At 38.2% G+C, this 14863-nt stretch carries 9 protein-coding genes and 7 tRNA genes; 2 read left to right on the top strand and 14 right to left on the bottom strand.

Going from position 1 to position 14863, the window contains the following annotated elements:
* Window positions 1-159: 159 nt before the first annotated feature.
* The 4 genes from H5160_RS17125 to H5160_RS17110 form a co-directional block, all read right to left on the bottom strand.
* A complete protein-coding gene (locus tag H5160_RS17125) occupies window positions 160-1221 on the bottom strand; it encodes an alkaline phosphatase D family protein (RefSeq protein WP_182738131.1) in 1062 nt (353 codons plus the stop codon).
* Window positions 1218-2345 (bottom strand): alkaline phosphatase family protein, encoded by a 1128-nt coding sequence (locus tag H5160_RS17120; protein ID WP_182738130.1) that lies wholly within the window; start codon window positions 2343-2345, stop codon window positions 1218-1220. Before H5160_RS17120 ends, H5160_RS17125 begins: the two co-directional genes overlap by 4 nt.
* Before the next feature lie 73 nt (window positions 2346-2418).
* Complete coding sequence (locus H5160_RS17115) at window positions 2419-4788, bottom strand: TonB-dependent receptor domain-containing protein (protein ID WP_182738129.1); 2370 nt, start codon at window positions 4786-4788, stop codon at window positions 2419-2421.
* A gap of 194 nt (window positions 4789-4982) precedes the next feature.
* Window positions 4983-6026 (bottom strand): alkene reductase, encoded by a 1044-nt coding sequence (locus tag H5160_RS17110; RefSeq protein ID WP_165723927.1) that lies wholly within the window; start codon window positions 6024-6026, stop codon window positions 4983-4985.
* A gap of 224 nt (window positions 6027-6250) precedes the next feature.
* Between H5160_RS17110 and H5160_RS17105 the strand changes: the two genes are divergently transcribed.
* A complete protein-coding gene (locus H5160_RS17105; RefSeq protein ID WP_002962412.1) occupies window positions 6251-6640 on the top strand; it encodes a DUF2750 domain-containing protein in 390 nt (129 codons plus the stop codon).
* Window positions 6641-6706: 66 nt separating this feature from the next.
* Here H5160_RS17105 and H5160_RS17100 read toward each other — a convergent pair whose 3' ends face one another.
* Together H5160_RS17100 and H5160_RS17095 are read right to left on the bottom strand one after the other, a co-directional pair.
* The gene (locus tag H5160_RS17100; RefSeq protein ID WP_182738128.1) at window positions 6707-7576 is read right to left on the bottom strand and encodes an alpha/beta fold hydrolase; all 870 of its coding nucleotides are present in this window, start codon (window positions 7574-7576) and stop codon (window positions 6707-6709) included.
* A 106-nt stretch (window positions 7577-7682) separates the two neighbouring features.
* Window positions 7683-9008, bottom strand: coding sequence for an OprD family outer membrane porin (locus H5160_RS17095; RefSeq protein ID WP_182694195.1), 1326 nt, complete (start codon window positions 9006-9008; stop codon window positions 7683-7685).
* A 624-nt stretch (window positions 9009-9632) separates the two neighbouring features.
* Between H5160_RS17095 and H5160_RS17090 the strand changes: the two genes are divergently transcribed.
* A complete protein-coding gene (locus H5160_RS17090) occupies window positions 9633-12311 on the top strand; it encodes a CHASE domain-containing protein (protein WP_182738127.1) in 2679 nt (892 codons plus the stop codon).
* Window positions 12312-12381: 70 nt separating this feature from the next.
* Here H5160_RS17090 and H5160_RS17085 read toward each other — a convergent pair.
* The 8 genes from H5160_RS17085 to H5160_RS17050 form a co-directional block, all read right to left on the bottom strand.
* Window positions 12382-12471 (bottom strand) — tRNA-Ser (locus H5160_RS17085).
* 262 nt (window positions 12472-12733) lie between these two features.
* Complete coding sequence (nadA, locus tag H5160_RS17080) at window positions 12734-13774, bottom strand: quinolinate synthase NadA (RefSeq protein ID WP_182738126.1); 1041 nt, start codon at window positions 13772-13774, stop codon at window positions 12734-12736.
* A 141-nt stretch (window positions 13775-13915) separates the two neighbouring features.
* Window positions 13916-13991 (bottom strand) — tRNA-Lys (locus tag H5160_RS17075).
* Between the two features lie 63 nt (window positions 13992-14054).
* Window positions 14055-14130 (bottom strand) — tRNA-Lys (locus tag H5160_RS17070).
* A gap of 83 nt (window positions 14131-14213) precedes the next feature.
* Window positions 14214-14289 (bottom strand) — tRNA-Lys (locus tag H5160_RS17065).
* Between the two features lie 24 nt (window positions 14290-14313).
* Window positions 14314-14389, bottom strand: a tRNA-Lys gene (locus H5160_RS17060).
* 83 nt (window positions 14390-14472) lie between these two features.
* Window positions 14473-14548 (bottom strand) — tRNA-Lys (locus H5160_RS17055).
* Window positions 14549-14633: 85 nt separating this feature from the next.
* A tRNA-Lys gene (locus H5160_RS17050) sits at window positions 14634-14709 on the bottom strand.
* Window positions 14710-14863 lie beyond the last annotated feature (154 nt).

Below are 14863 nucleotides of genomic sequence, written 5' to 3'. Positions count from 1 at the left end.
TAGCACTGACCTTGCTTGAGATAAAACCAGTGTAAGATATTTTCAATATTAGGGGTAGCTCAAACAGGTAATTGATATTAATAAATCAGAGAGTTAGCAAGTAATTTAAACGCACAGCATTAATTTTGATCACTGTGCGTTTTTGTTTATAGAGTAATGTTATTTATAAGGGCTAATACTTGATAAACTAAAGTCACTTTGCATTATTACTTGGCCATCAATGCCTTTTAATTTAAGTGAAATAGTGGGATCAGTTTGCTGCCAGTCTATGCTTAAATCACCGTAATTTACGTTATGAGTATAATTCCCTACTCGGTGCTTGTTAGGGCTTACGTCTTTCCATTTTTCAGTTAAGCCTGAGCTGGTCATCTCAATTAATGGGTAATCAAGGTTTTGCTGGTACTTTGATATTTCACCCCAGTGCGTATCGCCGCTGATGATCACGACCCCATTTACTTTATGCTTTTTAATCAATGCAAATAAACGGTTTCTATCTTCAGGAAAGTTTGCCCATGACTCCCAACCTGTAAAATCGGGTAAAAGCTGTAAGCTTGAGGCAATCAATTTAATTGCAGCAGGCTTTTTAAGCTCTTGTTCAAGCCATTGCCACTGGGCTTCACCTAGCATTGATGCGCCCTTCACTTCACTAGGACTATACGGGCCTTGGTTATTTAACTTACGTTTAGTGTAGTATTCAAGCTCACCTACATGGTTTAACGCATCACGGTTCCAACGTAAATCAGGCATTATTACTTGTATGGTTTGCTCATTTTCACCATACATGTACGAGGTATAAATTCCATCAGAGCGAGTGCGACGCGCTGAGTTTGCAGGCTCACCCCAAAAATTAAGCATAATTTGGCGTGATTGCTCTTTATGCGGATACTCTTTACCTGCATCGTTTTGGCCATAATCGTGGTCATCCCACATAGCAATAATAGGCGTTTGCGCTTTTAACGTTTTAAAACCAGGCTTTGCCCCTAAACGTTGGTACTTATCGGCAAGTACATCCATATCGTTGGTATCGCCGTAGATATTGTCACCCAAAAATATAAACAAATCGCCCTGCTCTTTGTTAATTGCATTAAATATGGGTATCTTTTTATCTTGATGCCCACACGAACCAAATAGAATTTTAGATGGCGCGGCAGTAACACCTGTACTAATAACCAAACTCAACACCAAGGCAAATAGGGTTAATGGTTTTAATAGGTTCTTCATTTTAAAATCTCGCTAATAGCAGGCGCCATATTTGAATTTATTTCATTTGGGTTCTGCCCAAGCGCCTTTAAAACGGTCGCCGCTATTTGCGCTTGTTTAAGCTCATTTTTAGTTTTAATTAAGCCACTACCTTTTATTGCGGGGCCAATGGCCGCAAGCCAAATATGTTCAGAGCCGACAATTCCTTCTGGGTAGGTATTTTCACCTAACTCTAGCTCAGCAAGTGCACGTTTAGAGCTGTGATGTTGCCAATCGTTGGCATTATTGCCACGGCCGTGATCAGTAGTAATAATTAGTGCGGTGTTATTTTTATAACCCGCTGTAGTTTGAATGGTTGCCCATAAGTCTTTTATAAAGGCGTCACTTTGCCTTGCCGATTTAAGGTATTGATCGTAATGACCATCATGCGCAAAGTCATCGGTTTCGCCTAAACTTATCACTAACAACTTAGGCTTTTTAGCCAACATATACGCTTTAGCAAAGCGGTATGTAAAACTGTCTAGTCGTACGTTATACCAAGGACTGGGGATTTCGTTTTGTAGCGCATTTAACAGTGGCGCATCTGTGAATAAATTCTCTTCAATTGACATAAAACCTGCATTTACATACACGTTACTGCGCTTAGTATTTACAATGTATGGGAACACATCCCAACTACCAAATAAGGCTGTGCTATCTTTAAACTCAGGTAACTTATCTAAACGCTCTAAAATAGTTTTATTTGGGTTGAGCACTTTGTTATTACTATTTATATTTTCGTCAACTTCACCGGTGAGTATTTCGTTATAACCAGGGTATGAAAAATACCACGGGTTACTTACCGACATAGTAGAGCCGTTAGCTCTATCGCCAATTATAATCCCTTTTTTAGCCACTACTTGCGTTAAAAAAGGCATTAGTAATTGCTGGCGCTCATTTGCTGTTTTTGCCCAAAACTGGGTCTTTAATTGCTCTGGCTTTTTAACAAAATCAGTATTATTAATTAAGCTATTATCAGCCCCATAAAATACTTCTTGCCAGCGTACTCCATCAAGCGTTACCAGCACTACATTTTGCGCTGCTGTTGCAAAGTTACTCGCTAATACACTTAAGCTAAATAGTGTTACTTTTATAATTGTTTTCATCGCGTTTGCGCCCTTTCATATAATAAAGCCCATCAATGATGGGCTTTATTTTAATTCAATTACTAAAACTTAATTAAAAGTCAGCGGTAAATGTAACTGCTGCGGTGCGTGGCGCGCCAATGTAATAAGTAGCGCCGTTACCAGTACCACCTGCTAAGTAGCTTTTGTCAGTAACGTTATAAACAACAAACGATACGTCAATGGCTTTAAACGGACCTGCATCTACGTCAGTTGAATAACCTGCATTAAAATCAAGTACGGTGTAGCCGTCTACTTTATTACGCGTGCGAGTGTCTTCGTCTTGCCATGCACCTAAGCGCTCACCAGTGTATTTAGCCGATAAACCAACACGAAAGCCATCGCTAAAGTAATCGGTAGATATCACAAATAAATCTTCTGATGAATCTATTATGCTGTCGCCTTTTCTAAAGCTCGGTGCTACCTCATTACCACTTTCATCTCTTAATATTACACCCTGTGAATCGTATGCATTTGGATCATCGGATGAATACTCAGAACTGCTATTAGTATACGACGAGTACACGCTCCAGCTTGGTGTTAACATATAGCTTGCTGCAAGCTCAAGCCCATTTGAGTCAATACCCCCTACATTTACGTACGAGCCATTTGTACCAATGGTGTAATCAATGCCGTCTGTGCCACTACCAGGTGCAATAAAGGTAATGCGGTTATCAAACTTAACACTGTAAGCCGTTGCTGTAAGGGTTAATCTGTCGGCTTGGTAACGTACACCAAAGTCGATGTTGTCGGCAGTTTCTGGCTCTATGTTTGTAAGTGTTGAGCTATCTCGCTCAAGCACACCGTCTTTTATTGCTGAAAAATTCTCGCTGTAACTAGCAAATAATTCTGTGCTGTTATTTAGTTGATACAATACGCCACCGCTAAATAACACGTCTGAGTCGCTATCTACTTTATCTGATCTTTCGTTAGCAAAGTGGTCATACTTTTGTAATTCAACTAAATACTGTTTTGCACCAATATTTAATGTTAAGTCACCAAAATTAATCGAGTCTTGTAAGTACCATTTGAATGTATCGGTATCAAAAGTGTTTTTGTATTGTGTCCAGTAAGGCGTGCTATCAAAGTGATGATAAATACGCGCGTCAATTACTTTGTGCCAATCACGCGATTCATCACGCTCACTTTGCTCATACCAAAAGCCCGCTTCTATATCGTGATCACCAAATGTAGCTTGGTAATTTGCCGTTACACCTAAACGATCTTTGTTGTAATGCGTATGGCGGTAAGACATAACCGGCGTTGCTGTTGCATCGTAACACGCAGGATTTAAACCAGGACCCGACTCCCATGGCCAGCTCAAACTTTGCGTACAATCGGCATTGGGTGCAAGCGGGTTGCCTTCACTATCAGCAAAACCATAAGAGCCTGCATTAGTGCCACCCTCGGTTGTTGGGTCGCCATTTTCATCAACAGGCGTTGTTAAATAAGGTGGGATCCAATCGCCGCGACCTGAATTTTTATGATAATAAGGGCTAACAGTTAATAATGAAGTTGGTGAAATAGCGTATTCAAATTTTAAATAGCCTAAGGTATTTTCACGAAGCGTTCCCCAACCTTCTGCAAACATTTGGTCAAAGTGCGGAACTCCCGTCCAATTCCATGTTAGCTGATCCCAATCTGGTGTTTGTTCAAACTGCTCAAGGCTTACGCTGTTATAGTTTGTCTCGCTTACATCATCGTAAGATAAACGACCAGTAAGTGTTAAATCGTCAAAATTAGATACAAACTTAAGCTCAGCGTGTTGGTTGTCTTTGCCCCCATTACTGCCTGAACCAATCCAGCGGCTTGTATCTGTTTGCGAGTAACTTACGTACGCTTGTGTGTTATTAAAAACAGTGCCTGTTTCGTGTTTAATATAATAACGCGTGGCATCGTGGCTGCCTGATGTATAAGCAAAGGTAGTGCCTTTTTCAAGGCTTGGGTCTTTACTTACAAAGTTAAATGTCCCGCCTAGTGCTTCAAGTGAAGCCGACTTAATATCAGACGTACCTTGACCTACTTCTACTGTTGCTAAATTTTCGCTCTCCAAGTAACGGTTAGCTTTAGCACCACCGCCGTAATTAGAGCCACCATTGGGAATGCCATCAACGGTCATACCTAATTGTTGTTGGTTTCCATCAATACTAAAACCACGCATAGTGATTGTAGTAGACCAATCGTCGCCACCAAATGCATCACCTTCGTTTATGCTAATCCCTGGTAAATTATCAATAACCGATAATATGCTCGATACCGAACTTTGTTGCTCAAGCATTGCAGGCTCAATAACATTGTTAGCGTAGCTCGTTGGTTTAGCAACCACGGTTACTTCTTCTATGGTGTTGTCGTTAGCATAAGTAGATGTTGATACCGCTATAGCAATAGCCATGCTCAATAGCGATTTGTTTTTTAAAGCGTACATTGTTGTCCCGTTTAGTTTTAATTATGAAATATGAAAACGAGCACAGTATGGATTTTAAACATGACAACGAGGATGAACTTTATTTACATAAAGGTTAAACAAATATGGAAGATTTATGGCGGGAATATGTACAAAAAAAGACACTCAAAGATTTAACTTTGGGTGCCTTAATAACTAAATATAATATTTAGCTGTTACTTCAATTCAGCTAGCATTTCATCGCTGTAAGGTACTAACTCTTCACCGTTTGCAATTTTGCTAATGTAATCTGGGTTTGCGATAAGTGGGCGACCAATAGCGATTAAATCAAACTTAGCATCGTTAATTGCCTCTTTTGCTGACTCAAAAGTATAGCTGCCTACGCCTACTAATGTACCTTTGTAGCCTGCACGTAAAAATTCAGACGTCGTTTTACCTTCAAGCGATTCAAACGTTGTACTGTCGTCAAAAATACCGCCGTGTAAGTATGCTAAATCTCTCTTCTCAAGCTCTGGTAATAAGTAATCGAATACCGCTTTATCACGGCTATCTTCGCTCATATTAAAATAAGCACCCGGTGTAACACGTAAAGCAGTACGCTCATTACCTACAGCGGCGATAACTGCATCGGTTACTTCTAGTGCAAAACGCGACATATTTTCAGGCGTTTGACCGTATTCGTCGCTGCGTGTATTTGCAGCGTAATGTAAAAACTGGTCAATCAAATACCCGTTAGCACCGTGAATTTCTACCCCGTCAAAACCCGCTTCAATCGCATTTTCTGCCGCTTTTGCGTAATCAGCTACTAGGCCCTTAATGTCATCTATAGTCGCTGCTTTTGGTGTGATGTATGTAAGCTCACGCATACGAGGTACAGAGCCTTCAACGCCAATTGCCGATGGTGCCAGTACATCGCCATCAAAAAAGTGAGGATGTGCAACACGGCCAACATGCCAAAGCTGTGCAAACATTTTGCCGCCATTAGCGTGCACTGCATCAGTTACTTTTTTCCAACCTTGAATTTGCTCACTGGTAAATAAACCCGGTGTATTTGGGTAACCTTGCGCATCTGGACGAATAATAGTTGCTTCGCTAATAATTAAACCGGTTTCGGCACGGCGAGCATAATATTCAACCATATCTTGTGTTGGCACTAAGTTATCGTCAGCCATACAACGCGTTAATGGTGCCATAAGTACGCGGTTTTTAAGCTCAATCGTATTATTTAGTTTAAACGGAGCAAGTAGATCAGTAGTCATTTTTCAATCCTTCATTAAGTATATGCTTACTACAATGTGGCCTTTTTACAAACATTCAAGCTTATTTTGAATGATCGCTCAAATTAGTTGTGACTTATACTGTTCAATATACAAATTAGATCTGCATTGCTGAAATTAAATAGCAACTTTTCAACACTCTGTCATATAACTCGATATACTTGTGTGCATATAATTTAGATATAGTAATTAAGAGTGAGCTAATTATGACAACGCCAAATTTAAGCGAAGAACAAGCTGTAATTTTAGGGCTTGGGGCAAAAAAACGCCTAGCCTATATGTTCGAAACCGTACAACAATTTAAACAAGTATGGATTTTAAACGACGATGATGGCTGCGTTATGCTTGCCAACGAAGATGACGACTGTGTGCCAGTTTGGCCAACTCGCGAATTTGCAGAAGCATGGGCAACTGGCGAATGGGCTGGCTGCAGCGCTAAAGCAATTCCACTTGCTGACTGGTTTAGTCGCTGGACACCAGGCCTTGAAGAGGATGATTTACTTATTGCTGCCTTCCCTACAGAGGAAGACGACGGCACGATATTGTTTTCAGACGAGTTTGAAAAACAATTAAAAGCACCGAAGAAAAAATATTAAGGTTCAAAGCCTAAATACTCAGAGTTATTAATTTATAAACGCGGCACTTAATTTAGTGCCGCGTTTTTATTGGCAATTTCTAAAATCCAAATAAGCCTGCGTAATAGCATCTGGATTTTCTACTTGCGGATAATGCCCAAGCTCTACAAACTCTTGTACGCGCGCATTCGGAATAAGCTTTTTATAATGTTCAATCATGTGCTTACCAGAGATAGGATCTTCTGCGCCTGCTATAAACGTAAGTGGTATATTGCTATTTATGATGGCACCAACCCAGCGTTCTCGGTTTTGCTGTCTCTGCTTTATATAGCTAATGAGTTTAGGCATAACGGCTAAACCACCTTTATAAATTAGCAACTCCCAAAGTGTGTCTACCACTTGTTTTGAGGGCGGTGTACTTTTACTAAAAATAGTAACTAAATTATTGGCAAATTTTTGTTTATTCATTAATTTTGGCACTACCCAACCTAGCTTTGAAAGTAAAAGCTTTTGTATAAATAATGGTTTATGCACCTCAGGAAATAACCCACCATTTAAAAAACACACGCTGTTTATTTTAAAGTCACTTTGGCTAACCACTTGCCTTGCTAATAACTCTTGAGCCACTGTATCGCCATAGTCATGAGCTAAAATATGTACGTCATTAATATTTAATGTTTTTAAAAATTGGGTATATAAGTCGGCTTGTTCGGTAATTTTATAAGTAGCGTTTATTGGTTTATCTGACAAACCAAAACCTAGCATATCGAGCGTAATTACAAAATAATGTTCACTAAGTGTTTGCCACATACCTTCCCAATCCCAGCTAGCACTTGGAAAGCCATGTATTAAAAGCAGCGCAGGCTTAGTTATATCACCAGCTATTTTTGTAAATATTTGATGGCCAGAAATATGAGTGAATTGGCCCTGCGATTGCCACTGTTGAAGAGAAAACATATATTAGCTTTATTTTTATTATCTATTTGTTTGTTTTATCATAGTGGTAATTAATAAAGGAAATAAAACCAATGTATAAATTTGCATTGGCTTATTAAACGTTATTTTAAAATTTAATAGTGTAATCTACATAAACTCGGTGGTCGGCTCTGTCGCCTTTAACACCATCAACGCTGCCTGATTTTTCGGTTGTATAATCTACAAATAACCAGCGCAAACTTAAGCCTTTTATTTTCTCAACTTTATAGCGCGTATCTACAGCCCAATATTTTTCATCAGCTGTGCCAGCTAACTTACCCAGCGCAGAGTTTTCAGCATCGCTACCGCTTGTGTAGTAAAACTTTGTTGTTAAACCTGGCGATACTGCTTTTAAATCAATGCCAAAACGTGCCTGCCACGTTGCCTCGTTTTGATTTGTTAAATCGGCACCAATCAATGAGCGAGTTGGAAATGGGTTTGTACCATGATCGCCACTAAAGTTATCTTCAATCCAAGCATCACTTACTTTAGTAAATGCCACACCTACACTCCAAATATCTTTTTTCCAATCAGCATCTAAGTAATAGGCAAATCCATCGTTTTCACTTTTAGTTAAACCTGTTAATGCGCCAGTTGCATCTTCATCATCTAAATCGCCGCCCTCTGCGCCTGTTACAAATAAATCACCATCATCTTGTGAGGTAAATATGCCAGTTGAAAGGGTTAACTTACTTTGCTCAAGTTTAATGTCGTAACTAATTTTTAATCCCATTTTACTTAGATAATTGTGGGAATTTAAATATTCAGCCTCTAATGTTATGTCGTCTTTTTTATGCGTAGCACCTACGCCCCAAATTACGCTAATGGCGCCAGGTGCCGATTGATCGGTAGAAAAGTCTTCCCATCTTTCATCATGTCGACGGCTCCATTTATCGTATACGTAACCATATAATTTAGTGTTGCCAATTTTGTAATCGCCAAAAACGCCTCTAAAAGTATTAGGAATAGCACGACTGCCTGAGCTTTTTAAAAGCATACTTTTGGTTTTTTGCCCACCTACTTTAACGTGACCGTTTTTGCCCAATTTAAAATCTAAAAAATATTGACCAAATTTAGAAAAGCTATCGTCTACTCCGCCACTCTCATTACCTGCTGGTAAAATATTACCTGCGGCTGAACCTGTAGAGTTAATATTCATTACGGTGTAAGTCGATACACCCACACTCAATAAATCATTTATATAACCTGATGTGTAATTGAGCTCTATACCTTGAGCAAAAGTTGAATCGTCACTTGCGTCGTTATCGTAGTCACGGTCGAAATAAATTGATCTAAGTTTTAAATTAAATTCATCTTGTTCTGTCAGCCCATTAACAGCAGCATACGAAGGAATAGAAATGCATGTTAATACTGCGCCTGTTGCCGCAAGTAATTTAGATACTCGGTGAGCCATAGTTATCTCCGTTACCTTGTTTTTTAAGTTTTTACTGTGCAGCACATAGGGATGTGTATGCTTTTTGACCTACACGGCAAACATGTCATAAGGTAATTACATTTCAAGTAATTACCTTTCTTTCATGCTAATAAATATAGAACAATATAAATTTATAATGTTTTAATTTTTATATTATAAAATAGTAAGAGTTTGTTTTATTTCGGATGAATTGTAAAAATTGGTAAAGATTACCTCTTGCTCACTCGTATCTAAGTCGCTAATTTTATTTAAAAAAGCCTCATAATATTAATTAAATTTTACTTGATTTAAACTTACCTAAGTAAAGTTATGAGCAACTGATTTCTTCTAAAAATCAATAGGCACAAAAACCAGCGCCTTTTTCTACTACTTTTGTTGGTATCTATAAAGTGATGCAGAATTTATAAATTATTATATTTATATGTATTTTAATTTTATCTTGAGGCTTAAAATCAACTTTTTAGACTCCCCCTACTCTAAACCTCTATAAAATATATACATTCCAATTAATAACAAAGTTGTGTCTTGAATAATAGGTGCTATATTTATCACGTTATTAAAATAGAAACACACTTACTGCGACTCATGAAAAAGGATTAATTAATGATTCAAGCACGACCGGTTAATAAAGGGTTATTAATCTCACTGCTTCCTCACGTCATTTTATTAGTTGCGGGCATTATACTTACCTACTTTGCTCATATTAAACACCAAGAAGCCATAAAAAATAAAATAAACAGTGCGCTTGATAACCGCCTATCATCGCTTTCTACAGGTATTAACAGTAGGCTCGATTTGTATCAATATGGGCTATTTGGTTTAAAGGGCTTTGTACATGGGATAGGTGCAAATAACTTAAACTATCAAGCCATAACTAACTACTCTGGAAGCCGTAACTACGCTAAAGAATTCCCTGGAGCTAATGGTATTGGCTATATAAAAAAAGTTGGCGTTGAGCAATTAAATAAATTTTTGAATGATGCAAAAAACGATAGACCCGATCAGACATTTAATTTGAATACACTCGTAGCGACTAGTGATGAGCATTTTATAATTCAATATATTTTTCCTGAGCAAAAAAACTTACAAGCAATTGGATTAGATATTGGATCTGAGAGCATGCGCAAACAGGCAGCACTAAATGCTGCCATAAATAATACAACCCAATTAACGGCGCCACTGACTTTAGTACAAGCGAATAAACTCTCACAACAAGGCTTTTTAATATTAGTGCCAATATATAAAACCATTACTATTTCTGATAATAAAAAACAGCGCCTTAATGAGCTTTTAGGTTGGGCATATTCGCCGTTGTTAATTGATAAAATTTTAGACTCACTTTCACACCTTGATGAAAATCAACTAACGATAAGTGATATCAATAACGATACTGAGACTGATTTTTTTAGTTATGGCATAAAAAGCAAAACTAACGATTATCAATTAACTAAAATTATAAAATTAATGGGTAGAACGTGGAAAATTACCATTGATGCCTCAGACGCCTTTATTTATAACCTTCATCTCCCTAGTCGGTATCAAGCCATTGTTAATGGCTCTTTCGCCACTATTGGCTGTATGTTTGTAGTTTTTTTAATGCAATTGTTTATTTTTAGAAGAAACCAAAGAATTAAGAGAAAAACACTTCAGGCTAAAAAAAATAAACTCGCATTGCAGCAAGCAAATTTAAAACTAGAAAGCGAAGTTAAACAACGTACGCAAGAAATAGCCGATATGAGCATGCTCCAACAAAGTATTTTAAACAGTGCTAGTTATTCAATTATAGCGACCGACACAAACGGCTTAATCACCCTATTTAATCCCGCCTCTGAAAAGTTATTAGGCTACAAAGCGCAAGATGTTATTGGCATTAAAAACCCTGGCATATTTCATTTAAAAGAAGAAATTATAAAAAAGGCTAAACTACTTAGTGCTGAATTAAATAAACCTGTCACCCCTAGTTTTGAAGTATTTATCTTAAAAGCAACAGCAACAGAGCCAGATATTAATCAATGGACATACATTTCTTCTACAGGCGAGCAAATACAAGTTAATTTAAGTGTCACTTCGTTGTTAAATAACGAAGGAGACACCGTTGGCTACTTAGGTATTGCTTACGATTTAACAGAACAAATTGACCACGAGCAAGCCCTTGGTCACTCAAAAGAACTTGCTGAGCAAGCATCGCAAGCAAAGTCTGAATTTTTAGCAAATATGAGCCACGAAATACGAACCCCAATGAACGGTATACTTGGCACATTACAACTATTACAAGAACAACCGCTTAATGAAAAATCAAAAGAGTATTTAAAAAAATCACTATATTCAACTCGAGCACTCACCACCATTATTAACGATATTCTTGATTTTTCTAAAATAGAGGCCGGCAAGCTCTCATTAGAGAATAAGCCTTTTGACTTTTTTGAACTTATTCATCACTTAGAGTCAGACTTAGGTGTGCAAGCAACAGATAAAAACATTTACCTTAAATTTGTGATTGATATTGAGCACAAGCATTGGGTGGGCGACCCAGTTAGACTCAGACAGGTATTTTTAAACTTAATATCTAACGCGATTAAGTTTACATCTCAAGGTGGCGTTACAGTAACGTTTAGGCTAACCGACGAAAAAAAAATATGTTCTTGTATATCAGACACCGGAATTGGAATCTCTGAGCAAGCAATTGATCGATTGTTTGAGCGCTTTGAACAAGCTGAGCAATCAACCACGCGTGAATATGGTGGTACGGGCCTTGGCTTACCCATCACTAAATCATTAATAGGCCTTATGAATGGCGAAATTAAAGTAACAAGCCAGTTAGGTTCAGGGAGTCAGTTTTATGTGTACTTACCATTAAAACAAGCGCAGGTGGATGACAGCACATTAACAACCAAAAATATTGAGCTTCCTGACCTATCTGGAAAAATTATTTTATTAGCTGAAGATAATAAAATAAATCAGCTTGTTGCAGCTGCGATGCTTGAACCAACTAAAGCCACCATTATTATTGCCAACAATGGTTTAGAAGCGATTTCATTATACGAGTTACACAAACCAGACATTATTTTTATGGACATTCAAATGCCAAAAATGGATGGTGTTCAGGCATGTAAAAAAATTAAGGCGCTTAATAGCGAACAAATTGTTATTGCATTAACTGCTAATGTTTTTACAGAACAAAAAGAAATATACAGGCAGCTATTTGATGGTTACGTTTCAAAACCAATCGAAAAACATGAACTTGTCGGCATGTTATCGACACTTTGCTTAGTAAATAATTAGTCATTCTGAGGGCATTAAAAAACCCAGTTATTGTTACCTTTCGATATTAATAACTGGGCTCTAAGAATAATGGTGGAGGGAGAGGGATTCGAACCCTCGTTAGGGATAAACCTAAACACACTTTCCAGGCGTGCGCCTTCAGCCACTCAGCCATCCCTCCACGGTGCTGCAATTGTGTAATGCAACAGCGCGCTATAGTATGAAATAGACCCTTAAGGTGCAAGGCATTTTTAAATTTGGGCCTTTAAATGCTTACTAATCAAGCAACACTTACCTATAGGCACAAAAAAACGGCTAAATCTAAGACTTAACCGTTTATAATTTATACTTTAAAAATGACTTAACCTGAACTCTGATTAAGAGATTTACTACGTATTGAATATGATGATATTTAAATTTATTTTCTCTAGCCAGAGTTTAGGTTACTTAGCCATACTCGCGGTAAATTCAAGCATGCGATTAAGTGACTTAAGTGCGCCTTCGCGTAAATCCATATCAACAAATACTTCTTTGCCTTTAGGGTCAATTAGGGCTTCCTCAATCGCTTTTAAGCCATTCATTGCCATCCAAGGGCAATGAGCGCAACTTTTACATGAAGCGCCCTCACCTGCAGTAGGAGCCGCAAAAAACTCTTTATCTGGACATAGTTGCTGCATTTTATAAAAGATGCCGCGATCAGTTGCTACAATAAACTTTTTGTTGTCCATTGTTTGCGCTGCTTTGATTAATTGGCTCGTAGATCCAACCGAATCGGCAAGAGCAACTATTTCTGCTGGTGACTCAGGATGAACTAAAACGCCTGCATCTGGGTGTAGCGCTTTCATGTCTTTGAGTGCTTTTGTTTTAAACTCGTCATGTACAATACATGCGCCATTCCACATAAGCATATCAGCACCGGTATTTTTTTGAATATAACTACCAAGGTGCTTATCTGGGCCCCAAATGATTTTTTCGCCTTGCTCATCGAGGTGCTCTACTATTTCAAGTGCACAGGATGAAGTTACAATCCAATCTGCACGTGCTTTAACAGCCGTAGAGGTGTTTGCATATACAACTACTTTACGATCAGGGTGCTGATCGCAAAACGCAGAGAACTCGTCTATCGGGCAGCCAATATCTAACGAACATGTTGCTTCAAGCGTTGGCATAACAACAGTTTTATTTGGCGTTAAGATTTTGGCTGTTTCGCCCATAAATTTTACGCCCGCAACAATAATCATATCTGCATCGTGACGTGCGCCAAAACGCGCCATTTCTAGCGAGTCGGCAACGCAGCCGCCGGTTTCTTCAGCAAGTGCTTGAATTTCAGGATCGGTATAATAATGGGCAACAAGTACTGCATTTTTATCTTTTAGTAATTGTTTTATACGCGCTTTATGTTCGCCTTGCTCGTCTTGTGTTAACGGTGCTGGCTTAGGGGGAAAAATATAACCTTCAGGCATAATAGTTTGAGCTAGACTCATGTTCTCGACCACTTATCTACAGTGCATTAATTAGGGCGAATTATACGAGAATATGAAAGCAAATAACAGCGAACTAGTAAGGCTGTTTATAAAAAATAAAGTGGGAAATTAAAAAAGAATATAAAGGAAAGTATTAGAGAGTGGTGGGTCATGATGGATTTGAACCATCGACCAATTGATTAAAAGTCAACTGCTCTACCAACTGAGCTAATGACCCGCTCTAATATAAATCTGCTTTGTAAAAAGCTTGCGTAAATCCGCCGATTAAACTGTCATAGAATGGTGGGTTATGATGGATTTGAACCATCGACCAATTGATTAAAAGTCAACTGCTCTACCAACTGAGCTAATAACCCGCTCTATGCACTTATTCAATTAAGAATGAAGCTTACGTATATCCGCCGACTAATGCCAAACCCTATTCACAAGGAATAAAGAATGGTGGGTCATGATGGATTTGAACCATCGACCAATTGATTAAAAGTCAACTGCTCTACCAACTGAGCTAATGACCCGCTCTTATATAACTTTTCATAGAATGGTGGGTTATGATGGATTTGAACCATCGACCAATTGATTAAAAGTCAACTGCTCTACCAACTGAGCTAATAACCCGCTCTATGCACTTATTCAATTATGAATGAAGCTTACGTAAATCCGCCGATTGATGCCAAACCGTATTCACAAGGAATAAAGAATGGTGGGTCATGATGGATTTGAACCATCGACCAATTGATTAAAAGTCAACTGCTCTACCAACTGAGCTAATGACCCGCTCTATTGTTGCGTTTAAATGCAACTTACTACTTTGCGTAAATCCGCCGATTGGAACCAATTATTATTCACAAGGAATAAAGAATGGTGGGTTATGATGGATTTGAACCATCGACCAATTGATTAAAAGTCAACTGCTCTACCAACTGAGCTAATAACCCATTCCAGTTGCTAACTTATTACTAAGTTAAAGCTTACGTAAATCCGCCGATTGATGCCAAACCGTATTCACAAGGAATAAAGAATGGTGGGTCATGATGGATTTGAACCATCGACCAATTGATTAAAAGTCAACTGCTCTACCAACTGAGCTAA

Source organism: Pseudoalteromonas sp. SG43-4, from assembly GCF_014164325.1.
Lineage (GTDB): Bacteria > Pseudomonadota > Gammaproteobacteria > Enterobacterales > Alteromonadaceae > Pseudoalteromonas > Pseudoalteromonas distincta.
Note: the sequence above shows the minus strand (reverse complement) of the source record. Positions and strands in the feature narration are given on the sequence as shown.